Origin of the sequence: Tenacibaculum finnmarkense genomovar ulcerans (assembly GCF_900239495.1) — a bacterium.
In the GTDB taxonomy this organism is placed as follows: Bacteria; Bacteroidota; Bacteroidia; order Flavobacteriales; family Flavobacteriaceae; genus Polaribacter; species Polaribacter ulcerans.
Genome location: NZ_OENE01000013.1, coordinates 46,124 through 70,737, shown reverse-complemented (window position 1 = coordinate 70,737; position 24,614 = coordinate 46,124). Strand labels below are relative to the sequence as shown.

Sequence of the window (24,614 nt, the reverse complement as noted above, 5' to 3'; positions counted from 1 at the left end):
TATGACACTTATAAAATCTATATCAGGAATTAGAGGAACAATAGGAGGAAAGCCTAGTGAAAACCTTACCCCATTAGATGCTGTTAAATTTGCAGCAGCTTACGGAGCTTTTATCATCAAAAGAAATCCTACAGCTCAAAAAAATAATACGAAAATAAAAGTCGTTATTGGTAGAGATGCTCGTATCTCTGGTAAAATGATTAGCAACTTAGTAGCGAACACTTTAGTTGGTTTAGGAATTAATGTTGTTGATTTAGGTTTATCGACAACCCCAACGGTGGAAATCGCTGTTCCTTTAGAAAAAGCACACGGTGGAATTATTTTAACAGCTTCTCATAATCCGAAGCAATGGAACGCTTTAAAGTTATTAAATGAAAAAGGAGAGTTTTTAAACGGCGCAGATGGAGAAGAGATTTTAGCTTTAGCAGAGAATGAAGATTTTACATTTGCTGCCGTTGATGAATTAGGAAGTTACAGAAAGAATAAGCGTTATTTAAAGAAACATATCAAAGAAGTTTTAAACTTAGATTTAGTCGATGTAAAAGCCATTAAAAAAGCAAAGTTCAAAGTGGTGGTTGATGGTGTTAATTCTACTGGAGGGATTTTTATTCCTGCTTTATTAAAGGAATTAGGCGTTAAATGTATCGAATTATATTGTGAGCCAAATGGTGAGTTCCCTCATAATCCTGAACCTTTGAAAGAGAATTTAACCGATATCTCTAAATTAGTAGTTAAAAAGAAAGCCGATTTAGGAATTGTTGTGGATCCTGATGTTGACCGTTTAGCTTTAATATCAGAAGATGGTTCTATGTTTGGCGAAGAATATACGTTAGTTGCTTGTGCGGATTACGTATTAGGTAAATTAGGCGGAGGAAATACAGTTTCTAATTTATCATCATCAAGAGCTTTACGTGATGTTACTGAAAAACATGGTGGAATTTATACAGCTTCGGCAGTTGGTGAAGTAAACGTAGTTCAAATGATGAAAGATACCGATACTGTAATCGGTGGTGAAGGAAATGGAGGAATTATTTACCCTGCTTCGCATTACGGTAGAGATTCTTTAGTTGGTGTTGCGTTGTTTTTATCGCATTTAGCGAAAAAGAAAATATCTTGTTCAGCATTAAGAGATTCGTATCCAAGTTATTTTATGAGCAAAAACAAAATTCAATTAACTCCGAAAATTGATGTTGATCAGGTTTTATCAAAAATGACTTTAAAATATCAAAATGAAGACGTTAACACAATTGATGGTGTAAAAATTGATTTCGAAAAACAATGGGTTCATTTACGTAAATCGAATACGGAGCCGATTATCAGAATTTATACAGAAAGTAATAGTCAAGAAAATGCGGATGCACTTGCTGAAAGATTTATAACAGAAATTCAAGAAATTATCAAATAATACGTTTAAGAACACAGTACAGCAACACATAAATATAAATAATAAAGTTGAAATTAAGAACAATTAGTTTGAGTTTATTAATGATGGCGGCAACCTCATCATTAGTAATAGGACAGGAGCAAGGTAAGCAAGAAAATAGAGAGGATGATAATAGCGAAAAATTTATCATCCAAAAAAAGAAAGTAAGTAATAAAGGAAAGTTTTTTGCTTATTGGGGATGGAATTGGGCAAGTTACACCGATTCTGATATTCATTTTAAAGGTGATAATTATGATTTTACCCTATCGGATGTAAAAGCGCAGGATAGGCAAACAACATTTTCTTTTTATGATTATTTTAATCCTGGGAGAATTACGATTCCGCAAACAAATTATAGAATTGGGTATTTCTTTAACGAGAACTATACGGTTTCTATTGGGGTTGATCACATGAAGTATGTAATGATCAATGATCAAGACGTTAAAATTAATGGAAATATTAATGATAGAAATGCAAAATACGACGGAACCTACAATAATGAAACTATTAATTTAGCAGACGATTTTTTACGTTTCGAACACACTGATGGTTTAAATTACGTAAACGTAGAATTAAAACGTTTTGATGATGTAAGTCATTGGTTTGGTTTGAATCTTGAAAACTTACAAATTAACCTAACAGAAGGTTTTGGTATGGGGATTTTATATCCGAAGACAAATTCAAAATTATTAGGGAAAGACAGAAATGATTCTTTTCATTTATCAGGATACGGAGCTTCTGTTGTGGCGGGTGTAAATATCTCCTTCTTAAAACACTTTTACGTACAAGCAGATTTAAAAGGTGGACATATTTATATGCCTGATGTTAAAACAACAAGCAATGCTGCCGATAGTGCTTCGCAAAATTTCTTCTTTTTACAGAAAACTATTTTAGTAGGAGGAAAGTTTAGATTGTAAAAAAACAAACTATCAAACTAAATAAAAAGTGCCGTTAATCTTATATCTTAAGAATTAACGGCACTTTTTAGTTTTCTTAAATTTTTAAAGGCTTTAAAAGAGCACTAATTTTTTACAAAAGTTAGAAAAAAGTTAATTACATATAATTTTTAGGTTGTTTTGATGTAAAAAATTAAATTTATATTTTATATACATCTTATTACATAATAAAACAATAATTATGTAAAACAGCCTAATTTATGTAATTTTATGAGTTTAGAAAACTATTTCAGTCCGTTTAAAAAGAATATCGTAGGTATTAATCAAACTTATGAATCACCTTACGGAATACAAAAAATGATTTATGCCGATTGGACAGCCAGCGGGCGTTTATATTATCCGATAGAAAAACAACTTTTAAACACTTTCGGGCCTTTTGTTGCCAATACACACACCGAAACCTCAACAGCAGGGGCTGCAATGACTTTAGCTTATAACCAAGCTCGAAATATTATTAAACACCATGTAAACGCCTCTAAAGATGATGTTTTAATTACCGAAGGTTCAGGAATGACAGGAGTCGTCAATAAATTTCAACGAATTTTAGGTTTAAAGGTTTCTGAAAACTTAAAGGAACATACGCAAGTTCCTGAGCAAAAACGCCCTATTGTTTTTGTAAGTCATATGGAGCATCATTCAAACCAAACTTCTTGGATAGAAACTATTGCTGAGGTAGTGGTTGTTCCTTGTAATGATCAGGGGCTTATTTGTCTAGATATTTTTGAAGAAGAAATTAAGAAATATGCCGACAGACCGATTAAAATAGCCTCTATTAGTGCAGGTTCAAATGTAACAGGAATTAAAACCGAATATCATAAAGTAGCTTCTTTAATTCATAAATATGGCGGTTTGTGTTTTGTTGATTTCGCTTGTTCTGCGCCTTATGTTGATATAGATATGCATCCGAAGAAAGAAGATGAATATTTAGATGCTATTTTCTTTTCGCCTCATAAATTTTTAGGAGGTCCTGGAACTTCTGGCGTATTGATTTTTAATAAGAAATTGTATAAAAATATGATTCCTGATAATCCTGGTGGCGGAACGGTAAGTTACACAAATCCTTGGGGCGGGCATGATTATTTTGATGATGTGGAAACTCGTGAAGATGGCGGAACTCCTGCTTTTTTACAAACCATTAAAATTGCGTTGGCAATAAAAGTGAAAGATAAAATGACTACGGATAAAATAAAACAGCGTGAAGATGCTATAAATCCTGTTATTTTTGAGTGTTTAGAGAGTTTAGAGGGTGTAAAAATATTAGCACCAAATCATAAAGACAGATTGAGTATTTTTTCTTTTTATTACGAAAAATACCATTTCAACTTGGTGGTAAAATTGTTAAATGATCGTTTTGGTATTCAAACAAGAGGAGGTTGCTCATGCGCAGGAACTTACGGACATTTCTTGTTAAATGTAAATCAAAATACGTCTAATAAAATTAAAGATCAAATTTTAGAAGGTTGTAATACTGATAAACCTGGTTGGGTTCGTTTATCTATACATCCTACGGTTACTGATGATGAGGTTAAATTTATCTGCGATTCATTAATCAGCTTGACCAATAATATTGAAACATGGGCAAAAGAGTATCAGTACGATAGTCTTAAAAATGATTATACGCATATTTCTGCAAAATCAATAGAAAAAGAATTAATTGCTGATTGGTTTACTTTGTAGTTTACTGTGGTAATTGTGGTAATCTTGTAATAAAAAACTTGAGCTTGAAATGAATTTATTAAATACTGATTTTTTAGAAGAAAACTATTTAACAACAATAAAACAACGTAAAATATCGGGCAGATACATTACTTTGAATGATATTGAGCCACTTTATGACGATTTAGACACTGCTATTGCATCAAAAAAAATAGGCGAATCGGAGCAAGGCAAGGCTATTTATCAATTAAAATTAGGTTCAGGAAAAATAAAAATACTTATTTGGAGCCAGATGCACGGAAATGAAAGTACTGGAACAAAAGCAGTGTTTGATTTCTTAAAATATATAAAAGCCTATAAAAATACCGAAATTGTAAATTCAATTTTAAATAATTGCGATATTACAATTATCCCAATGCTAAATCCTGATGGCGCTGAGGCATACACGCGTGTAAATGCAAACGATGTAGATTTAAACAGGGATGCGGTAGCTTTAGAAGCTAAAGAAAGTAAATTGTTGCGTGAAATTTTAGATACCGTAAAGCCTCAATTTTGCTTTAACCTGCACGACCAAAGAACCATTTTTGGTGTAGAAGGAACTAAAAACCCCGCAACGATTTCATTTTTAGCACCATCCGAAGAAATTACGCGTAAACTAACAAAAGGACGGGAGCAGACCATGAATGTAATTGTAGCAATGAATACTTTGTTACAAAAATTAATACCAAATCATATCGGGCGTTATACCGATGAATTTTATCCAACAGCAACAGGGGATAATTTTCAAAAATTAGGACACAACACTATATTGATTGAAGCAGGACATTATCCTGACGATTATGAGCGGGAAACGGTGCGTAAATACAATTTTTACGCGCTTTTACAGGGAATTTATCATGTAGCTACAGAAAAAAACTTTACATCACATTTAGATTATTTTTCTATTCCAAACAATATCAAGAACTTCTATGATGTTATTTATCGATCAGAAAAAAATAAAAAAGATGTGGCTTTTCAGTATGTAGAGAAAGTAGAAAACGGTAAATTTGCACTATCTTTAATAAAAGAAAAAGAAGGAGATTTATCTTCAAATATCGCACACAAAGAAGAATTACTTTAAAAAACTGTATTTTAGTGATACTATCAGAAAAAAAAAGAATGAAAAAGTTTGTACTAGATGAAATTGATCATCAAATTTTAGACATTTTAATCGAGAATGCCCGAACACCTTTTACCGACATTGCAAAGAAATTATTAGTATCGGCTGGTACTATTCATGTGCGTGTTAAGAAAATGGAAGATGAAGGCATTATTCAAGGTTCAACATTATCCTTGAATTACGATAAAATGGGATACACCTTCATAGCACATGTTGGAGTATATTTAGAGAAGTCGTCTATAACGCAACACGTTTTAGAAAATTTACGCTTAATACCGAACGTAACAGTTGCTTATGTAACTGCAGGTAAATACAATATCTTTTGTAAGGTAAGAGCTAAAAGCACGAATGATGCTAAAGATATTATCTACAGAATAGATGATATTAATGGGGTTAATCGTACGGAAACAATGATTTCTCTAGAGGAAAGTATTAATGACAAAAAACGTTTAATGCACGCTATTTTTCAAGACATTTAAATTATAAATTATAATTTAAAACAAAAAAGGGCTACATATAAATGTAGCCCTTTTTTTATTCTAAACATGTTACTATTAACTACTTAAAACCCATTCAAATCGTTTAAAAATAGTATTCCAATCGTTTGGTAAAGCTGCTTTTATCACTAGTTTTTCTTTTGAAAAAGGATGTGTAAATTCAAGAGAATAGGCGTGTAAAAATAGGTTTTCACAATTAAAATTATTAATAAACATCGTATTGTGATTTTTATCACCATATTTAGGATCGCCAATAAGCGGATGGCTAATTTTATTTGTATGAATACGTAATTGATGTAATCTGCCCGTTGTAGGTTTCATTTCAATTAAGCTGTATCTTGAGCTATCGTAAGGTTTTACAGGGATATCAACAACAACAGTTGCAACGGTTGTTAAATGTGTTTCAGCTTCTTTATAAACGTCAGAATCACGTCCTTTAACTGGTGAATCAATGACTTTTTGCTCAGGAGAATGTCCTCTAACAATTCCATAATATGTTTTCTGAATTTCGTTATTGGTAAATAACTCTTGAAATTTAGATACATGTTTCGTTTCTTTTGCAAGTAATATAATCCCTGAAGTTTTTCTATCTAAACGATGTATCGGGTAAAATTTAGCTCCAAATTGATTAAATAACAATTGCAATAATGATTCTTCTTCAGAAACATTTCTAGAGTGGTAGGCGTGATGAACAACAACGTTATTCGGTTTAGATACACAAATTATATAGTCATCTTCAAAAAGAACAGTAAGGTTCATGAGTGTTTGTTTTTAGTGTTTTATTTATTGAAATTAATTACTTGAATTAAAAAAAAGTAAAATAATCATTTAAACAAGAAAAGCAAGCGCAAAAAAATAAAAGCTTTTGTTTAATGATTTTAATGATGATACACAGGTACAGGTAATAAAATGGAAAAAAGGCAAACCCTGAAATAATATCGATTTCGAATTTTCTACATATATAAAAACGAAGAAAAAAAACATAAGGGGGAAGAAGAGATATGAAGATTGAAGATAGCGTTTAATTAAATCCGTCAATTATTTATATCTCTTAATTAATATTAATAAACTCTATTTAACATAATATTAATTATAGGACACGTATATAGAGTATAGAGGTGGTATATTATATATGTGATATAATATAATTATTATAGATAAAAATTAATTAATTTTAAATTATATTATATTATAGTTTTTGGTATCAAATCTTAATCCGTCTAAAAAAGATTTATTTCATTCATATTAATATTACCTAAAAATAAAATAGTCTTTTAGAGCAAAGCAAATATTATGTTTTTATCATCTGTCTGTCTTACATCAAGAGTATTTTGTATTTTGCTTGCTTTTTTTATGAACCCTGCAACCTTCTTAACCTGATCATCAAAAAACAGCCCTTTACTCCTAGTTTCATATATTTTCTGTTATTTTCTGTATTATTATCTGTTTCTATCTATTATTGATCTTATCAATCAAACACAAGCCGATTAATAAATTAAAAACTTTTAATTTAATTGTATCTTTGTGGCTTAATTATTCCTTTTATTCACGTTAAAACAGTTATTTCACTAACCTTATGCCTTTTAAAAAATTAAATTCAGAAATTAAAGAAAAATTAGAATCGCTAGAAATAACGACTCCTACACCTTTACAAAAAAAGAGTATTCCTGCTATTAAAAGCGGTGCAAATGTTTATTGTATAGGCGATCAAGGTAGCGGAAAAACAACAACACTTGTACTTACAACCTTACATAAATTAAAATTTACTGATATTGGTACTAGCCCTAGAGCCTTTGTTCTTGTTGAAGATAACGAAAGAGCTTTAGAAGTATATAACGCCTTTTTACCTTACACTAGGTATAAATCGATACGTGTTTATGTTGCCGACGAAGCGCTTCATGTAGACACACAGAAATCAGAAATTTTTGAAGGTGTTGATATTCTTATCTCTACGCCTAAAAGAATGAATAAATTATTTCTATTAAACGGAATAAGCCCATCTCAATTAATGATTTTTAGTATTGATGATGCACAATTCTTAAAAAACAACACTGCTTACGCGGCTTTAATGGCAATTACACAGAGTGTTAATAAATGTCAGTTTGTTTTATATGCCGATAAAATGACGCCTACTATAAAACGTTTTGAAGATTATTTTATGCAGTACGCAAAAGTAATTAAGGCTTAAGGAAATTATTTTTTTAATATAAAAAAAGACTATTTACATTACGTAAATAGTCTTTTTTTATCTAGGAAAATACAATATTATTACTTCTTCAACTGAGTAATCATCTCTTTAGTCATTTCTTTTAAAGAGTAGTTTGGTTTCCAACCCCAATCCTCTCTCGCAGCGTCATCATTAATAGATTTAGGCCAAGAATCAGCGATTGCTTGTCTGAAATCAGGCTTATAACTTACTTTAAAATCAGGATACCACTCTTTTATTGAATCCGCAATTTCTGCTGGTGTAAAACTCACTCCTGCTAAATTATACGATGTTCTTATTTTTACCGCTTCTTTTGGTGCTTGCATAAGCTCTAAAGTAGCTCTAATAGCATCATCAATATAAATCATCGGCAAACAAGCCTCTTCCTTTAAATAACAAGTAAAATCTTCATTTTTAATAGCTTTATGATAAATATCAACAGCATAATCGGTAGTTCCACCGCCAGGTAAAGATTGATACCCAATAACACCAGGATATCGTATAGAACGTACGTCTAAACCATATCTTAAAAAATAATACTGCGCCCAGTTTTCACCAGCTGCCTTACTGATTCCGTAAACCGTTGTAGGATCTAAATACGCATCTTGTTTTGTGTCAATTTTTGGTGCGCTAAGTCCGTAAACAGCTATTGAACTAGGGAAAAATACTTTATCTAATTTATGTTTTACAGAAACCTCTAAAACACTAAAAAGCGATTTTAGATTGATATCCCAAGTTTGAATAGGATTCTTCTCGCCATTAGCAGATAATATTGCTGCTAAATGATATATTTGAGTAACTTTATGTTTTACTACAATGTTAGCTAAATCAATTTCGCTAGTAGCGTCTAATATTTCAAAAATTCCGCTATAATTTGCTATTGTACGAATATCTGAAGCTATTACTGCCTCTTTACCATACTTCTCTTTTAAAGACTTTGTTAATACCGTACCTAATTGTCCTCCTGCTCCTGTAACTAATATTTTCATCTTATTTATACGATTTTTAATCTTTTTATTTCCTACAAAAATACATTGATTAGCACTTTAAAAGTAATAAACACTTTATTTTGATGAAAAATAAGTAATTTTAACTTTTTTAAATACAATAAACCAATTTTATCACTTTTTAAAACAGTTTTACATCTTTTAAAAAGTGATTTTAACGGTAAACATAAACCTCATCAATCAAAATTAATTTAATAAAACATGATAAAATTAGATGCTATCGATTTAAAAATATTGCGAATTTTACAAGAAGATTGCAAGAAAACTGCCAAAGAAATTTCTGAAAAATTAAATTTAACCATCTCTCCTATTTATGAACGAATTAAGCGCTTGGAAAAAACAGGTGTAATTAAAAATTACGTTGCTATTTTAGATAAAAAACGCATACAAATGCCTGTAACCGCTATTTGTATGGTATCGCTTCGATGTCATGACGAAGGTTTTATTGATAAATTTGAAGCACAAGTAAAAGAATTAAAAGAAGTTCAGAAATGCTATCACATGGCAGGAAAAGTAGATTTTTTTCTACAGATAAATCTAAATGATTTAGAAGATTACCACGATTTTGTTCGCTTAAAACTCTCAAAAATTGATAACATTGGTGTTTTAGAGAGTTACTTTGTCCTTAAAGAAATAATGGATAAAACAGCTTATTATTTATAAAACAACAGACCTCAACACACGCAATATTTATTTAAACACACTTTTTTTTAAAAAATTAAGGCAAATAAAAAACCTCATCAAATAAATGATGAGGTTTTTTTTAAAATATATGGACTATTATTAGATCACTTTTACGTTCACTGCGTTTGGTCCTTTGTTTCCTTCTTCTAAATCGAATTCAACTTCGTCACCTTCTCTAATCTCATCGATTAAACCTGAAACGTGTACAAAGTGGTCTTTTTCAACACCTTCTTCTGTAATAAAACCAAATCCTTTAGTGTCGTTGAAAAATTTTACTATTCCTTTATTCATTGTAATGTAAGTTATATTGTTAGTAATTAATACTGCAAATATAGTTCCATTAATCTAAATACAGCATGATATAACCCTATTTTATATAAAAAAAAAAATAAACTTCCTAGCCTACAGCCCTATTGATTTTTTAATAATTTTAGCAGCCTAAAATATAATATAAACAACTATTGTTTAAGTAATTAATTTGATTACAACAGGCAATTAATGTCATGTAATGTTTGGTGTATAAATAAAAAACCTGCACAGTTTATTACCGTGCAAGTCTTAAAGAATCTAACAGATCCTTCTCTTTCTCACTATATTTTAAAATATATTTATATAAAAAGTATAGATGCAACAATCATCCATCCTCCAAAAATAAGCCCCAACAAACCTAGTTTCCCTAGTTTTGGCGCTAATTTTTCTCTTAATTCCTCTCCTTTTTGTTGAGCTGATTCATTTTTACTTAGCAATAACTTACTAATCATGCCAAACCCTAACATAAAACCCAAAGCTGCTTGTACAAAACTTCCTGCTAAGAGCGTACTCCACCAAATTGGTAATGATGTTAACCAAGCAATGTTTAAAAAAGCTGAAATAATCCCCCAAATACCCCCTAAACAAAAAACTAAACCAATCCAACCTTGATAAGGTTCAATTTTATCTAACAATTCTTTTGCGTTTGGTTTTTTTGCTAAAATTAACGATGGCACTGCTATAATACTTAAAAGGATTAGTGTAATTCCGTAAATCATAATTTTTTTAGTTTTTAATTAAGTTATTTTTATGATGCAAAGTTGCAGGAATCCTTAACTATATTTCAGCCCAAATACCGTGAAAATTAATACCCTACTTTCAGGGATATATATCATTTTAATCTAATTCAGCCCTTGAAAACAAATCTTGAATTAATTCTTCATTTTCACAAGCTTCTTTAAATGCGACTATAAATTTCTGTAACGCTTCTTTATCTTTTGAATACGCACAAAACATACTTCCTTCTGGATCAAAATGAATAAGCTCTTTTAATGCTGGCGTTTTTTCATTTAAAAACACACAAGCCAACGAACCCCAGTCATAACCGCCACCTTCAAAACCTTCATCTGCTCTTGTTTCGAAAATTTCATTTTTAAACTCTCCTACGTTTAAACAAACTGAATAACTATCTGAATGTGCTACCCAAAAAAAAGGTTTAATCTTACTTTTAAATTCTTTAATTTCCATAATTACTGTTTTTTAATTATTTTATATCTTATAAAATCCCTTCTTCTATTGCGTAGCGTGTTAATCCTGCAATATTACGTACGCCTAACTTTGCTATTAAATTTTTACGATAACTCTCTATAGTATGTGTGCTTAAAAATAATTGAGAAGCAATTTCTTTAGTCGTAAATTCCTTAGCTATTAACTTCAATACTTCTTTTTCTCTCTTGGTTAAAGAAACTAAAGGCTTAGATTTAGCAGCAAACATTGCATCTATTAAAATCCCCTTTATTCTAGATGAAAAATAATTTTCGCCTTCAAGGATTGTTTTAATCGCTTTTAAAAGTTCATTTTTAGCGGCATTTTTAGATAAATAGCCATTGGTATGCGCATCAATTAACTGTTGAATTTTAACAGGTTCTTCCAGCATACTAACTACTAATGTTTTTACTTGCGGAAACGCTTCTTTAATAGCCTTATTTAAAGTGATACCGTCCATTTCTGGCATATTAACATCTGTAATAACTAAATCTATTTTTGATGTTTTATTAATTTGCAGATATTTAAGAACCTGAGTTCCTGTTTTTGCGGCTAATACAATCGTTATATTTTTTTCTTCGGAAAGTATGCTGCGTAATCCGTCTAAAAACATACTGTGATCATCTGCAATTATAATATTATACGCTGTTGTCATAAATAATTAATTTTGTTGTGGAATACTTATTGTTATTACCGTACCTCTATTTAATGCCGAATCTATCGAAAACAAACCATTAAACGCCTTTACTCTATGTTCAATATTTAAAATACCAATTCCTTTGCTTGTCTTTTTTATATCAAAACCAACTCCGTCATCTTCATAAAGAAACTCAATACTATTATCTTGTTCAATAACGATTAATTGCAAGGCTATTTCCGTAGCTTTAGCATGTTTAAAAGCATTGGTAATCAATTCCTTTATAATATTGAATAAATTAGATTGTAACGTGTAATTTAAAGTATTTACGGCATTTTCAGGATACGCATCAAAATTAATAACTACACTATTGTTTTGCTCTAAAGAAGTGATATAATTTTTAATTAAATACGTGAAATTATTTTCTTTAAATTCATTCGGAATTAAACTATGAGAAATATCTCTAACATGTTGGTAGGTTTTTTCTAATTGAATAAGTAATGAACCTACTTCAGGATTACGGGTCACTAAATTGGTCATTTGTAGTTTTATCCCCGAAATATTACCACCAATACTATCATGTAATTCTCTAGCAATACGATCTCGTTCTTTATTCTGAACTACAATCGTATTTTTAACCAATGCTAATTCTTGTGTTTGTAATACCGAAGTCATTTCTTTTTGACGTAATATTTCCTGTTGCTTGCCAAGTAAACTCTGTGTTTGCAGCTTTTGATAATAAACAACCAACAACAATATAATAGGAATCAGAATGATTAAAAAAGCTATTAAGATACCATATTTTACTGTTTTTTGATATTCAATTTCTGTTCTATTATGTACTTGATCTTCTTGAAGTATATGTATCTTCTTTTCTTTTTTTAGTGTTTCGTACTTAAATTCTAAATCTCTTATAAACCGCTTATTCTGCCCTAAAATAATTCTACGATTAATACCCTCTAATTGTGTTTTTAAATTATACGCATTTTTATAATTATCTTTTGATACATAAACACGAACTAACGCTTTCACTATTTTTTGTTGCAAATTCAATTGATTCCACTGTACCGCATTAACGTATGCTGTACTAAGTATAATTTCGGCAACCTGATAATTTTTACTGACACTATAAATTTCTCCTTGATTTAAAATTATAGCGATATAAAGATCATAATAACCTGCATTTATAGCTTTATCTTTAATTTTCGTAAAAATACCAAGCGATTCATTTAACTTTCCTTCTAATAATTTTAAGCGACCTAATGCTATTTGAAATCGTATATAAATCCTCTGGTATTTTTCTTTATTAAGCGTTTGTAAGGTGTTTTTTATTAGTTTTTCAGCATTTTCAAGTTCATTATTTAATAGATAATAATTTGAACGGGCTATTTTATAATAAAGCAACGTAGTTAACGTATTACAAATAGGCGCTACCTCATCTAAAATAGAAGCTGCTTTTAAGGTTTCTTTCCTTAAAATATAGGTTTCAGCTAAGGCTAGTTTAAAATATTGAAATATCAGTCTTTTTTTTTCTTCGGATAAACGAATCCCTTCTATAAAATATCTTGCAGATTCATCTAACAAACCCATACTTTGCGAACCTAAACCTTTATAAAACAACGATTTTAATTGATATTTAGATTTAAACCCCTGGTCCTGATTACCTTTCAGATTTAAAACCTCATCTTTAAGCATACTTCCATAATGAAAAAGAGAATCAGCATTCTTTGACTGTATAAATTGTGTCGCAATGCTATCTAAAACAACAATCCGTTCCCTAGGTTCTATAGCATTATTTAATGATTTATATAATTGCCTATTTACTACTTCAGGATTATATCCGAAGAATACAAAATGATCTTCTTTATCTTGCGCATACGTTGATGACAAACACATAAAAATAAAGAATCCGAAAATTTTACAAGTATAATAATTGATAAGTTGCTTCATTTATAACAAAAATAGTTTAATACTATTAAGTGAATAACAATATTAAACTATTTCCGAAACAATAAACTCACTGTTTTTAGGGGTAGTTTTTATGTTTTATGATTTTAAACTTTTAAAAGTTAAAATTAAAATTAATGAAAGTATAGCTTGAAGAAGGTATAAAGGGTAAATTGTTTTATTTAAAAGGGTGTATTGCCAAGAATTTTTATCTAAAGTATCTTCTTTGTTCAATTTAAGATTAAAATCAATATCAAGTTCTTCCTTTATTCTAGTTCTATTATATAAATCTCTATATCCTTTCTCTTGGCTTAAATAATAAGAATCTAACCCCCAAAAAATAAAAAGAGAAAAATAGATAATTGATGCATATAATATATTCGAATTATTAGCCGATAAAGCTAATAAAGCGGATGAAATGGTTATACTCATTCCTTTAATTTGAAAAGAGTTTCTATTCATTCGAGTAATTATATTTTGAATAAACTCTAGATGCTTAATTTTATTTTCATTCATAATATTTAAAATTCTAGTTTCATTTGTTTATATTGATTCCAGTTAATAGGATCTCCTGATATTCCTTTCTTAATTTTTTTTTGATTTTGAATCCAATCCATAAATTGTATACCAATTTCGGATAAACCCTTATACTTCATTCCTTGTTTTTTTTTACAAAGTTTTCTAAATTCATCAGGGATTAATATAGAAGAGTCTCCCAAGTAATAAAAATTACTAGAAATCAGAACGGTATTTGCACTAATATCTCTTTTTTTATGTTTTTCTTTATCTACAACTGAATGAGCTGATTTTTCTTGAATCCAATCATCAGAATCATTGTTTTTATGATAGAAATTATCCCCATGCATTTGCATTAAACTACCATTAAGTATTGGTTTTTTGAAGGTAAACCGAGAATCCATCCAGTATTCTTCAAATGTCATTTTCTCTGTTAATTGCATTGCGTAAATGAAGTGATTTAATTTCCCCATTTTTTCGCTTCAAGTTCCTATTATCCAATCACCAATATTAAGATTTCTATTTTTTCTTATATTGGGTTTACACACAGCCAATGTGCAATAGTTCCAAAATGGATTAGGTGCTAAGCCTAAATCGTGTTTAATTACGTAAGAAAAAAACTCCATAATAACCTTAACATTTTATTTTTTCCATTTGATATAAAGGCTCTCTTTCTGTACCTGATGGAGTTTCTTGTGGAATCTCCTTTTCATTCATTATATCAACTAATCTATCAATAGAATTCCAACCAATAGTTGCTACTCCATATTTTTTTAAACCCACTGGTAGCTCTGCCGTTTCTTTACTTCCATGGGCATAAACACCGATTATTTTTTTATTTTGTTTAATTGCTTCTTTAATTTCATAATCAACCCAAGGTCTAGTATGTGTCTTATCTCCTATTAAGCAAATAAACGAACCAGACCAACTAATTTGTCTTCTAAGAAGTCTTTCTATAACTTCTTTACTTGGTCGCTTTCGCTCTGTGTGCTTTGTACTATCTACAGAATAATTCCTAACTTTATAATTACTTTCTGCAAATCTTTCTTTTAACCTTTGAACTTTGTCATCATCTTTACCGTAATGGCTTATAAATACATTGTTTCCTTTTTCCATATAGCATTTTATTTTAATTAAATATTTTTTATTTTATCATTTATTTTCCATTTTGGAGGGTACCAATAATTAATAATAGAATTATTCTTTTTTTGTCGATAAATTTGTTTTATTCTTTTTCTCCCAGATATACCATCAATATCAGGATGAGCCACCCTTGAATATTTATCTACTTCACAAAATAAATTTTGGCAATCTATTAATTGTAATCTTCTGCCCCACAAATCTTTAAAATCTAAGTCTAATCTTAAAACCTCTTTTTCTTGTCTATCAGTTACATATTTTATTATATCAGATTGACTATAGCCTCCTATATCCGTAAAGCATTTTTTTATACCATCTAGAGCTCCAGGACCAGGGAAAACAAAATCCATTTCATTAAAATCACATAAAAGACTATAGTTTATGTCTGTCGCATATTGATACCCTAAGAAATTTCCAATTGTTGGGTAGGATTTTAATAAATAAAATAAACTTTCTAAGCTTTTTAACTCACTAATCTTCTCATCTAATTTATCATTCATCATAAATTCAATTAATTTAAGATGATTCCGATGTTTTTTACTATATCCAAAAGTACTTCTTCCTGAAGTCATTATATATGCTCCAGAATAAATTGCTTTTCCCGAAGTCATTATATCTGTTAATATTTTATCATATAACTCATACTTGTAATTTTTAAAAGAAATATCTCCAATTTTTTTACTCAATGACTCCCAAGTTTCAATTTTATTAAATATCTTAAAAAGTAATATTCTAAATAAAACTTCTTTAGGTTCTTGGCTATGAGTATTATTATAAATTATTTCTTTTATTAAGTATTGACTGACTCTATCTGAAGCACGGTAAGCATTGGTAAACTTATGTTTTATTAGTATTTCATCTTCAGTCCATATTTCTTTTTTATTTATTTTATTAAAGAAAATATTTTGTCTTTCTGTCGCAAATTTCCAGTAAGTATCATATACTTTAGATTTTTTTGGTACAGTATTTTTTATAATTAATTCCAATTTTATTATTAGTTTAAACAACAAGAACTAGCATTAAGCCAGTTCTTATATTAATGATTTATTTTATTACAAATAGATTCTTCAGTAATTATCCTATAAAAACAGCTTTTCTATCTATTGAATTAAATTCTATTTTTCCGCCTTTATTAGCAATAAGTTTTCTGAATAAGCTATAGCCTTTTACGATGGCTTTTTCCCATTCAGTTTTTGTTTTTACTTTTACCTCAAAAGATTCTGTCATTTGCTTTATTATTTTTAATAAGCCCTTACTAACCTTTTTATTTTTAAAGAGATTTTTTCTTTTAGCTTCATTAAAGAGCATTAGAGATATAGCTTCTTCTGTTATAGTAGCTCTTGCTCCATCTTCATACGCATCAATAATTGGAATACTTTTCCTTTTTCTTTTAAGCATGACTCTAGCACAAGGAGACCAATCAAGCATTGTAGCAAATGTATAATGAAATACATCGTGGTAACGATAAAAATCTTTTTCATAAGAATTATCATCAATAACATCTCCTATTTGAACTCCATCAATAGTAATTCGAACAGCCCCTTCTCTTTGCTTATTATTAATTTCAGTAAATTCTACAACAAAAGAATTTGGCAACTTTTCATTTTGATTAAAAGTTGAATCTAATAAATTTATATTTTGTAGATTATTTTTCATTTATTTTTGAATAGTAATAGTATCTCTAATTATATTTATTTTATCAAATTTCGCACCAATAATACTATCCATTTTCTTATTTATGATAAGGTCGACTTTGTTAGTTACTTTTTCCTCGATTTGTTTTTTATTATATCCGTCATTAAATCCATCTTCATATTGAGTTTTTTGCCAATAAAATTTAGTACTTATACCTATACAAGCAACCAAGATAAGACCAATTGCGAACCAATGTCTAGTAATCTGGGAATTAATCTCAGTAATTCTAGTTAAAAGAACATTTGGTGAAGCTAAATCTCCTGTCAGGTTTTCTATATGCTTAATCGGAATCTTTTCTTGATTATTATGTACTCCATTATAGCTTGCATTTCCAATAAGTTCGCTATACCAAATAAGAAAACATTTTTGTCCTCGTTCCAATAATATTTTTGATGGACCAGCATTATATACCGAAAATAAAAGTTTCCCTTTAAAACCAGGGTCAACATGAAAACCTGAAATATTAACAAGTCCTTTAAATTTTTGACCTGCTTTAATCGAAATAAAAGCTATTTTATCGTTTGGTATGGTAACTTTTTCTTCCGTTAATAATAATGCAAATTGACCAGGTTCTATTGTAATACTTTCATTTTCTGCTAGAATTGTTTTACTATCTGAATTGTCTCCCGTTACGAAAGCTTCTTCCCCAATACTTAATTCATAATGCGCACTCTTTAAACGGGTCACATCAAATGGGTCTATTAAATTTGGTAATATCTGAGATAAACTATCGTTTCCTAAAAATGCCATGTTACAAAGAAAAGCAATTTTATCTTATTGTTATAATATAAACTTAATATTATCAACGATATAAGTATAAAAAACGATTTAATTTAAAGAAAGTAAAATAATAACGTGAAACCTCTCTTCATTTAATATTTCTTTCTTCGTTATCACTTATCATAATAAAAAAGAATGAATATTCATTTTTATTATATATATTTGCATCATCATAAATAAAAGAAAGAAAAATAACAATATTATATAATGGCAAAACTTCAAAAAAGTATTGATAAACGAAACGCACTTGTAAAAGCAACTATTGAGTTGGTAAACAATAATGGTTTTCATGCTACTCCGATGAGTAAAATTGCAAAAATGGCAAAAGTATCACCAGCAACGATCTATTTATATTTTGAAAGCAAGCAAGATTTAGTAAATCAAACCTATATCGAAGTAAAATCAAAATATACCGATTATGCTTTTGCAACTTACAGCGATAAAGTATCTGTGGAAGACGGTTTTGAAATTATCTGGAAACGTATTGCCGAATTTAAACTACAAGAGTGTGAAAACGCCATGTTTTTAGCACAATGCGACAATACTCCCGTAATTGATGAAGAAAGTCGTCAAGAAGGAATCAAGCACTTACAACCACTACTCGATCTTTGGAATCGTGGTAAAAAAGAAGGAATCATCAAGCCAATGTCCGATTATATATTATATGCCTATGCAATTAATCCGCTGTCTTTTTTAATGATTTCTCAAAAACGAGGTGTTTTTACTTTGGATGAAACTCATATTGAAGAAGCGTATCAATCTGCTTGGAATAGTATCAAGGTTTGCAAAAGTGTAAATTAAATACCCCTGTTCTAATTGACAGTTTCCCTCAAACACAATAACATAGAATATAACAACATAAAAAAAGCAAGTATTATGGAATTATTAGACACATTAAAATGGAGATATGCCGCTAAAGCAATGAACGGTAAAAAAGTATCCGAAGAAAAAGTAGCACGTATCTTAGAGGCAGCACGTTTAGCACCAACCTCAAGCGGATTACAACCTTTCGAAATTTTTGTGATTAAAAATCAGGAAATTAAAGAACAAATTAAACCAATCGCTTGGAATCAATCGGTAATTACTGACTGCTCTCACCTACTTGTTTTCGCTGCTTGGGATACTTATACCGAAGACAGAATTAATCACATGTTCGATTTAACAAATCAAATCCGTGGTTTTAAAAACGAAGGCTGGGAAAATTACCGTCAGATGTTATTAAGCTCTTATCCGCAGAAAGATGCCGAAGAGAATTTTAATCACGCAGCAAAACAAGCTTATATTGCTTTTTCACAAGCCATTACAGCCGCCGCTTACGAACAAGTTGATGCGACACCTGTAGAAGGTTTTGATCCTGCCGCTGTTGATGAAATTTTAAACTTACGTGAAAAAGGATTACGCAGTGCTGTTTTATTGCCTATCGGATACAGAGCCGAAGACAAAGATTGGTTGGTAAACTTAGTAAAAGTTAGAAAACCGATGAATGAATTAGTAACCGTAATCGAGTAAAACTAAAAGATTTCCCTAAAAAAATTAAAAGATGAATAGTTTTCAATTTAAAAATCCAACCAAAATTATCTTTGGAAAAGATACTATAAAAGAAATAACAACACAAATTCCCAAAGATGCAAAGGTTTTACTACTTTTTGGCGGCGGAAGCATCAAAAAAAATGGTGTTTATAACCAGGTAAAAGAAGCCTTAAAAACTGTTGAGGTTGTTGAATTTGGCGGAATTCCTGCAAATCCAGAATATTCGGTACTCTTAGATGCTTTAAAAGTAATTAAAGACCAAAAAATCACGTATTTATTAGCTGTTGGTGGTGGTTCTGTTATCGATGGAACGAAGTTTTTATCAGCTGCGGCATTATATGACGGCGAAATTCCTTGGGATATTTTAACCAATAACATCAGAACTGAAAAAGGAATGCCTTTTGGAACGGTCTTAACAATGCCTGCAACAGGTTCTGAAATGAATTCTGGCGCAGTAATTACCCGAAGAGAAACCAAAGAAAAGCTTGCCATGGGCGGTCCTGGATTATTTCCTGAATTTTCAGTCTTAGATCCGCAAGTAATTACCTCTATTCCACAACGTCAATTAGCCAATGGTTTAGCCGATTCTTTTACACACGTTTTAGAACAATATATGACCTATCCTGTAGGTGGATTATTGCAAGATCGTTTTGCAGAAAGCATTTTACAAACTATTATTGAAGTTGCGCCAAAAGTTTTAAAAGATCCTACGGATTACAAAGCCGCTGCAAATTATATGTGGAGTTGCACGATGGCGTTAAATGGATTAATTCAACAAGGCGTTCCTGGCGACTGGGCAGTACATGGAATCGGACATGAATTAACGGCTTTATTTGGTATTGATCACGCCCGTACTTTGGCAATAATTGCACCAAGCCATTACGCCTTTAATTTTGAAGCTAAAAAAGAAAAATTAGCACAATATGCCGAACGTGTTTGGAATGTTACCACAGGTTCTACGGATGAAAAAGCACAGGCTGGTATTGATAAAACAGTGGCTTTTTTCCATGAATTAGGTATTGACACTAAATTATCGGATTACACAAAAGATTACCAAGGAACTGCTGAAATAATCGCAAAACGCTTTACAGAACGTGGTTGGTTAGCTTTGGGAGAGCATCAATCTTTATCGCCTAAAAACGTTGAAGAGATCGTAAAAATGGCGTATTAATTTATTTTTTTAAAGATGAAAATACTACAAAAAGCAGCCATTATATTTCCAATGATTTCTGCAATAATCTTTGGAATGATTTCAATATCAAGCTGTAAAACAGCAAACAAAAATTCTGCGGAAAGAGTTTCTTCGGATGAAAAAATAACCACTAAAACTAAAAAAATGAACATCTTATTTGTTTTAACATCACACGATAAATTAGGGAATACGGATAAAAAAACAGGATTTTGGGTAGAAGAATTTGCCGCTCCGTATTACGCTTTGTTAGATAAAGGTGCTACAATTACCATCGCAACACCAAAAGGAGGCGCTGCTCCTATTGACCCAAGTAGTGATTCGCCCGATGCTGCTACAAAAGCAACCGAGCGTTTTAATAAAGACGACGCTGCAAAGGCTAAAATTGCAAATACACAAACATTAACAATGATCAATGCGGATGATTTTGACGCTGTTTTTTATCCTGGCGGACACGGTCCTTTATGGGATTTAGCAGAAGATGTTGCTTCGATAACTTTAATTGAAGAATTCAACAATCAAAACAAACCGATTGCTTTTGTATGCCACGCACCTGCGGCTTTAAAAGAAGTTAAAAACGCCGATGGAACTCCTTTGGTAAACGGTAAAAAAGTTACAGGATTTACAAATTCTGAAGAACAAGCTGTTGGGCTTACCGATATTGTTCCTTTTTTAGTAGAAGATATGTTAACTAAAAATGGTGGTATCTATTCGAAAAAAGACGATTGGAATGCTTATGCAATACAAGATGGTAATTTAATTACAGGACAAAATCCAGCATCTTCTAAATTAGTTGCTGATAAATTAATAAATAGCTTAAAATAACCCCCTCTCCCCATTTTTTTAAGCAAGTAAAAGGCTGTTCTAATTATATAGACAGCCTTTTTTGGTTTTAAGTTTTAAATGTTAGCAGTATTTTGGTTTTTAGTACAAATCCTTAGCCCCGATTGAAGCTTTGTTTGAGCTCTTTTTTGTTTTTTCTTTTAAAAAACAAAAAAAGCGAGTGCGGAAAGCGGGAAATTGCTTCAAAAAAAAAATATTACACACAAAAAAAGCCCATCATTTACTGATGGGCTTTTTTATTTTAAAGATATATGCTTAGATCACTTTTACGTTCACTGCATTTGGTCCTTTCTTACCTTCTTCTAAATCAAATTCAACTTGGTCACCTTCTCTAATCTCATCGATTAATCCTGAGATGTGTACAAAGTGGTCTTTTTCAACTCCTTCTTCTGTAATAAATCCAAATCCTTTTGTGTCGTTGAAAAATTTTACTGTTCCTGTACTCATAATGTTACTATATTTATTTTAATAATTACTAATTAGATTGCAAAGATAATGCCATAAATTGTAAAAAGCCTACCAATCAATAGGAAAATAATCTTTTAAGAATTTACCAGACCAATGTTTACCGGTATTTATACCGTCAATTAACGGATCCATAACACGTGCTGCACCATCCACAATATCTAAAGGTGGTTGAAAATCATGTGTTTCTACTTTCTTTTTAGATAATTCCGCAGGATCTTCATCAGTAACCCAGCCAGTATCCACGGCATTCATATAAATTCCTGACTTTGCAAAAGTTGATGCTGAGGTATGTGTTAACATATTTAAAGCCGCTTTTGCCATATTTGTATGCGGATGTCTATCTACTTTTTTAAATCGATGGAACTTCCCTTCCATTGCTGTTACATTGATAATATGCTTTTTACCCGTGTTTTCTTTCATCATTAAATTAGACAAACGATTACATAAAACAAACGGCGCAACAGCATTTACTAACTGTACTTCTACCATTTCAGTGGTTTCAATTTCACCCAAACGCAAACGCCAGCTATTGGTTTTTCTTAAATCTACTTGTTGTAAATCGGCATCTAGTTCGCCTTCAGGGAAAACCTCAGCAGTTTGTAACGAATTATCAAAACTATATGGAATCTGAGATAATGCTGCTGAATTACGCAAACCTATTCCAGGCTCAGGACCATGCCAAGTAACAGGCAATACATTATTTTTACTTGTTTTATCCGTAGGAATACTTAAGCTTGATAACTCTTCTAAACAGCCAACATGATCACTTAATAACTTTTGGGCTAACTTGGGAAGTTTATCAACAGGAAGCTTTTCATTTTCCATTAAATGGAAGTAAAAACCTGAAGGTCTTCTTACGGTTTGTGCCGCATTATTGATTAAGATATCTAATCGATCGTATTTTTGCTCTATATAATTACAGAAAATCTCTACACTTGGAATATGACGTAAATCAAGCCCGTGAATATGTAAGCGATCACTCCAATCTTTATAATCTTCTTCTTTAGAAAAACGAATTGCTGAATCGGCAGGAAAACGTGTTGTAGCAACAACCCTTGCTCCCGAACGCAATAACATTAAGGTTATATGATATCCAATTTTTAATCGAGACCCTGTAATAACCGCAACTTGATCGGTTAAATCGGTTAATTGAAAACGTTTTGCATAGTTTAAATCACCACAATCTTTACACATCGTATCATAAAAATGATGCAATTTTGTATAAACAGTTTTACAAACATAGCAATTTCTAGGAGATTCTAATTCTAAAGTATCTTCGGATAAATCAGCAGCTGCTAATAATTTAGGCGCTACAAACAATGCCGATTCTCTTGCCGAACGAATTCCTGTTGTTTTTCTGGCATGTGTATCTTTGGCAATCATTTTGCGTTTCGCAGCTTTTTTCGCGTCTTTTCTTCTGCGCTCAAACTCTGCCCTGTTAGGTCTTGTTAATTCACCTGCTGCTTTAAAAAGTGCTACTCTTTCTTGTTCAGGTAATTCAAAAAGCTGATTTGTATCTGCTAATAAATGTTGCAATGTAGCGATACAAGATGCTATATCTACACTTGATTTTTGTTCACTCATATCAAACTACTTTTTTATTTTTTTAAATTTATATTCGGGCGCGAAATTACTGCTTTTTATTTTAATAGTTTTAATAGGTACAGGCGCGATTTATCTCGTCTCGCATCTAATCTAAATATTTTCACACGCATGTAAAACACTAAAACAAAAAAAGAGATTAACCTTCTTATAAGGTCAATCTCTTTTAATTTGAAAGCGGTAATGTAAAATTATTTAACTAAAGTTACTTTTACTGCGTTCATCCCTTTCATCCCTTTTTCAAGTTCGAAACTTACTTTGTCATTTTCAGAAATTTGGTCAATAATACCACTTACGTGTGTAAAATATTTTTCTTGATCTGCTGAATCGATAATAAAACCAAATCCTTTAGATGAATCAAAAAACGAAACTGTTCCCTTTCTAATAGGATCAAACGCTTCTTTATCGCCTTCTAAAGTTTTAGGAACGCTAACTTGAATGTCTTCTGCGTTAATAACCAGTTTTTGTTGTTCTGGATCAGGAGGTGTTGAAGATAAATTCCCATAAGCATCTGTATATGCAAATTCAATTCCTGTTGAACCATTTTCTCTAATGTCTGCCTTACGAGCTTCCATTTTTTTTCTTTTATCTTCACGCTTTTTCAAACGCTTTTTCTCTTTTTCATTCTTGTTAAATGATTGCTGAGATTTTGCCATAATATTTAATATAGAATTATACTACTAGTTTTAATTAGAATAATATATGAAAACCCTTTTTTAAGGGAATCATCACAATTGCCCCAATATACCCTAAATTGTGTTAATTTTTGTGATTTTTATCATTTATTTTTATAAAATCCGTACTTTGACTGATTATTAACGGAATAAAATAAATAATTTTCCTTAAAAAAGGAAATAAAAAAGTCCATCAAAGACGATGGACTTTAAAATGGTAAATATATTTTTTAGATCACTTTTACGTTCACTGCATTTGGTCCTTTGTTACCTTCTTCTAAGTCAAATTCAACTTGGTCACCTTCTCTAATCTCATCGATTAATCCTGAAATGTGTACAAAATGGTCTTTTTCAACTCCTTCTTCTGTAATAAATCCAAATCCTTTTGTATCGTTGAAAAATTTTACTATTCCTTTATTCATTGTAATGTAATTAAATAATTTATAAACTTACTTGTCTGTTTGCAAAGATGCTACCATATTTTCACATA

Annotated in this window: 27 protein-coding genes and 1 pseudogene; 11 read left to right on the top strand and 17 right to left on the bottom strand. The window is 30.6% G+C overall.

The genetic code is table 11. The features are described from left to right. Window position 1 precedes the first annotated feature (1 nt). The 5 genes from glmM to DPIF8902391_RS04605 all read left to right on the top strand — a co-directional run bounded on the left by glmM (window position 2) and on the right by DPIF8902391_RS04605 (window position 5,673). Window positions 2-1,405: a phosphoglucosamine mutase gene (gene glmM, locus DPIF8902391_RS04625; RefSeq protein WP_172505163.1), complete on the top strand. Its 1,404-nt coding sequence runs from the start codon at window positions 2-4 to the stop codon at window positions 1,403-1,405. A gap of 47 nt (window positions 1,406-1,452) precedes the next feature. After that, complete coding sequence (locus tag DPIF8902391_RS04620) at window positions 1,453-2,340, top strand: hypothetical protein (protein WP_242037288.1); 888 nt, start codon at window positions 1,453-1,455, stop codon at window positions 2,338-2,340. Between the two features lie 249 nt (window positions 2,341-2,589). Next, complete coding sequence (locus tag DPIF8902391_RS04615) at window positions 2,590-4,056, top strand: aminotransferase class V-fold PLP-dependent enzyme (RefSeq protein ID WP_172505162.1); 1,467 nt, start codon at window positions 2,590-2,592, stop codon at window positions 4,054-4,056. A gap of 49 nt (window positions 4,057-4,105) precedes the next feature. Then, window positions 4,106-5,155 carry a M14 family zinc carboxypeptidase gene (locus DPIF8902391_RS04610; protein ID WP_172505161.1) on the top strand — a complete coding sequence of 350 codons (1,050 nt, stop codon included), beginning with the start codon at window positions 4,106-4,108 and terminating at the stop codon, window positions 5,153-5,155. A gap of 38 nt (window positions 5,156-5,193) precedes the next feature. Further along, window positions 5,194-5,673, top strand: a complete 480-nt coding sequence (locus DPIF8902391_RS04605) for an Lrp/AsnC family transcriptional regulator (RefSeq protein WP_172505160.1) — start codon at window positions 5,194-5,196, stop codon at window positions 5,671-5,673. Window positions 5,674-5,748: 75 nt separating this feature from the next. On the opposite strand, the gene DPIF8902391_RS04600 is transcribed toward DPIF8902391_RS04605, so the two are convergent. Further along, a complete protein-coding gene (locus DPIF8902391_RS04600; RefSeq protein ID WP_172505159.1) occupies window positions 5,749-6,450 on the bottom strand; it encodes a pseudouridine synthase in 702 nt (233 codons plus the stop codon). 817 nt (window positions 6,451-7,267) lie between these two features. On the opposite strand from DPIF8902391_RS04600, the gene DPIF8902391_RS04595 reads away from it, so the two are divergent. After that, the gene (locus DPIF8902391_RS04595; protein WP_058885030.1) at window positions 7,268-7,879 is read left to right on the top strand and encodes a DEAD/DEAH box helicase; all 612 of its coding nucleotides are present in this window, start codon (window positions 7,268-7,270) and stop codon (window positions 7,877-7,879) included. An 80-nt stretch (window positions 7,880-7,959) separates the two neighbouring features. Here DPIF8902391_RS04595 and DPIF8902391_RS04590 read toward each other — a convergent pair whose 3' ends face one another. Beyond that, window positions 7,960-8,886: an NAD-dependent epimerase/dehydratase family protein gene (locus DPIF8902391_RS04590; protein WP_083501066.1), complete on the bottom strand. Its 927-nt coding sequence runs from the start codon at window positions 8,884-8,886 to the stop codon at window positions 7,960-7,962. A 219-nt stretch (window positions 8,887-9,105) separates the two neighbouring features. On the opposite strand from DPIF8902391_RS04590, the gene DPIF8902391_RS04585 reads away from it, so the two are divergent. After that, window positions 9,106-9,567, top strand: coding sequence for an Lrp/AsnC family transcriptional regulator (locus DPIF8902391_RS04585; protein WP_058885028.1), 462 nt, complete (start codon window positions 9,106-9,108; stop codon window positions 9,565-9,567). Window positions 9,568-9,687: 120 nt separating this feature from the next. On the opposite strand, the gene DPIF8902391_RS04580 is transcribed toward DPIF8902391_RS04585, so the two are convergent. From DPIF8902391_RS04580 to DPIF8902391_RS04525, 11 genes and pseudogenes are all read right to left on the bottom strand, one after another. Beyond that, a complete protein-coding gene (locus tag DPIF8902391_RS04580) occupies window positions 9,688-9,879 on the bottom strand; it encodes a cold-shock protein (protein ID WP_058885027.1) in 192 nt (63 codons plus the stop codon). A gap of 317 nt (window positions 9,880-10,196) precedes the next feature. After that, window positions 10,197-10,616 (bottom strand): hypothetical protein, encoded by a 420-nt coding sequence (locus DPIF8902391_RS04575; RefSeq protein ID WP_172505158.1) that lies wholly within the window; start codon window positions 10,614-10,616, stop codon window positions 10,197-10,199. Window positions 10,617-10,734: 118 nt separating this feature from the next. Beyond that, complete coding sequence (locus DPIF8902391_RS04570; RefSeq protein ID WP_172505157.1) at window positions 10,735-11,085, bottom strand: immunity 51 family protein; 351 nt, start codon at window positions 11,083-11,085, stop codon at window positions 10,735-10,737. Between the two features lie 28 nt (window positions 11,086-11,113). Continuing rightward, entirely contained in the window at window positions 11,114-11,758 is a 645-nt protein-coding gene (locus DPIF8902391_RS04565) for a response regulator transcription factor (RefSeq protein ID WP_172505156.1), read from the bottom strand. 6 nt (window positions 11,759-11,764) lie between these two features. Further along, a complete protein-coding gene (locus DPIF8902391_RS04560) occupies window positions 11,765-13,690 on the bottom strand; it encodes a tetratricopeptide repeat-containing sensor histidine kinase (protein ID WP_172505155.1) in 1,926 nt (641 codons plus the stop codon). Window positions 13,691-13,786: 96 nt separating this feature from the next. Beyond that, window positions 13,787-14,203 carry a hypothetical protein gene (locus tag DPIF8902391_RS04555; protein WP_101955940.1) on the bottom strand — a complete coding sequence of 139 codons (417 nt, stop codon included), beginning with the start codon at window positions 14,201-14,203 and terminating at the stop codon, window positions 13,787-13,789. A 5-nt stretch (window positions 14,204-14,208) separates the two neighbouring features. Beyond that, window positions 14,209-14,829 (bottom strand): annotated as a pseudogene (locus DPIF8902391_RS04550) (Nmad2 family putative nucleotide modification protein). 7 nt (window positions 14,830-14,836) lie between these two features. Further along, the gene (locus DPIF8902391_RS04540) at window positions 14,837-15,319 is read right to left on the bottom strand and encodes a TIR domain-containing protein (protein ID WP_101955942.1); all 483 of its coding nucleotides are present in this window, start codon (window positions 15,317-15,319) and stop codon (window positions 14,837-14,839) included. A gap of 17 nt (window positions 15,320-15,336) precedes the next feature. After that, the gene (locus DPIF8902391_RS04535; protein WP_101955973.1) at window positions 15,337-16,329 is read right to left on the bottom strand and encodes a nucleotide kinase domain-containing protein; all 993 of its coding nucleotides are present in this window, start codon (window positions 16,327-16,329) and stop codon (window positions 15,337-15,339) included. Window positions 16,330-16,417: 88 nt separating this feature from the next. Next, the gene (locus DPIF8902391_RS04530; RefSeq protein WP_172505152.1) at window positions 16,418-16,999 is read right to left on the bottom strand and encodes a nucleotide pyrophosphohydrolase; all 582 of its coding nucleotides are present in this window, start codon (window positions 16,997-16,999) and stop codon (window positions 16,418-16,420) included. After that, the gene (locus tag DPIF8902391_RS04525) at window positions 17,000-17,788 is read right to left on the bottom strand and encodes a dCTP deaminase domain-containing protein (protein WP_172505151.1); all 789 of its coding nucleotides are present in this window, start codon (window positions 17,786-17,788) and stop codon (window positions 17,000-17,002) included. 237 nt (window positions 17,789-18,025) lie between these two features. Between DPIF8902391_RS04525 and DPIF8902391_RS04520 the strand changes: the two genes are divergently transcribed. The 4 genes from DPIF8902391_RS04520 to DPIF8902391_RS04505 all read left to right on the top strand — a co-directional run bounded on the left by DPIF8902391_RS04520 (window position 18,026) and on the right by DPIF8902391_RS04505 (window position 21,362). Continuing rightward, window positions 18,026-18,619, top strand: a complete 594-nt coding sequence (locus tag DPIF8902391_RS04520) for a TetR/AcrR family transcriptional regulator (protein WP_101915225.1) — start codon at window positions 18,026-18,028, stop codon at window positions 18,617-18,619. 75 nt (window positions 18,620-18,694) lie between these two features. Next, window positions 18,695-19,327, top strand: a complete 633-nt coding sequence (locus tag DPIF8902391_RS04515) for an NAD(P)H-dependent oxidoreductase (protein ID WP_172505150.1) — start codon at window positions 18,695-18,697, stop codon at window positions 19,325-19,327. Window positions 19,328-19,358: 31 nt separating this feature from the next. Beyond that, the gene (locus tag DPIF8902391_RS04510) at window positions 19,359-20,519 is read left to right on the top strand and encodes an iron-containing alcohol dehydrogenase (RefSeq protein ID WP_172505149.1); all 1,161 of its coding nucleotides are present in this window, start codon (window positions 19,359-19,361) and stop codon (window positions 20,517-20,519) included. Window positions 20,520-20,534: 15 nt separating this feature from the next. Continuing rightward, window positions 20,535-21,362, top strand: coding sequence for a type 1 glutamine amidotransferase domain-containing protein (locus DPIF8902391_RS04505; protein WP_172505148.1), 828 nt, complete (start codon window positions 20,535-20,537; stop codon window positions 21,360-21,362). Window positions 21,363-21,635: 273 nt separating this feature from the next. On the opposite strand, the gene DPIF8902391_RS04500 is transcribed toward DPIF8902391_RS04505, so the two are convergent. The 4 genes from DPIF8902391_RS04500 to DPIF8902391_RS04485 all read right to left on the bottom strand — a co-directional run bounded on the left by DPIF8902391_RS04500 (window position 21,636) and on the right by DPIF8902391_RS04485 (window position 24,546). Then, window positions 21,636-21,827, bottom strand: coding sequence for a cold-shock protein (locus DPIF8902391_RS04500; RefSeq protein ID WP_058885023.1), 192 nt, complete (start codon window positions 21,825-21,827; stop codon window positions 21,636-21,638). Between the two features lie 69 nt (window positions 21,828-21,896). After that, complete coding sequence (locus tag DPIF8902391_RS04495; protein ID WP_058885022.1) at window positions 21,897-23,432, bottom strand: SDR family NAD(P)-dependent oxidoreductase; 1,536 nt, start codon at window positions 23,430-23,432, stop codon at window positions 21,897-21,899. Window positions 23,433-23,641: 209 nt separating this feature from the next. After that, complete coding sequence (locus tag DPIF8902391_RS04490; RefSeq protein WP_058885021.1) at window positions 23,642-24,106, bottom strand: cold-shock protein; 465 nt, start codon at window positions 24,104-24,106, stop codon at window positions 23,642-23,644. A gap of 248 nt (window positions 24,107-24,354) precedes the next feature. Then, the gene (locus DPIF8902391_RS04485; RefSeq protein ID WP_058885020.1) at window positions 24,355-24,546 is read right to left on the bottom strand and encodes a cold-shock protein; all 192 of its coding nucleotides are present in this window, start codon (window positions 24,544-24,546) and stop codon (window positions 24,355-24,357) included. Window positions 24,547-24,614 lie beyond the last annotated feature (68 nt).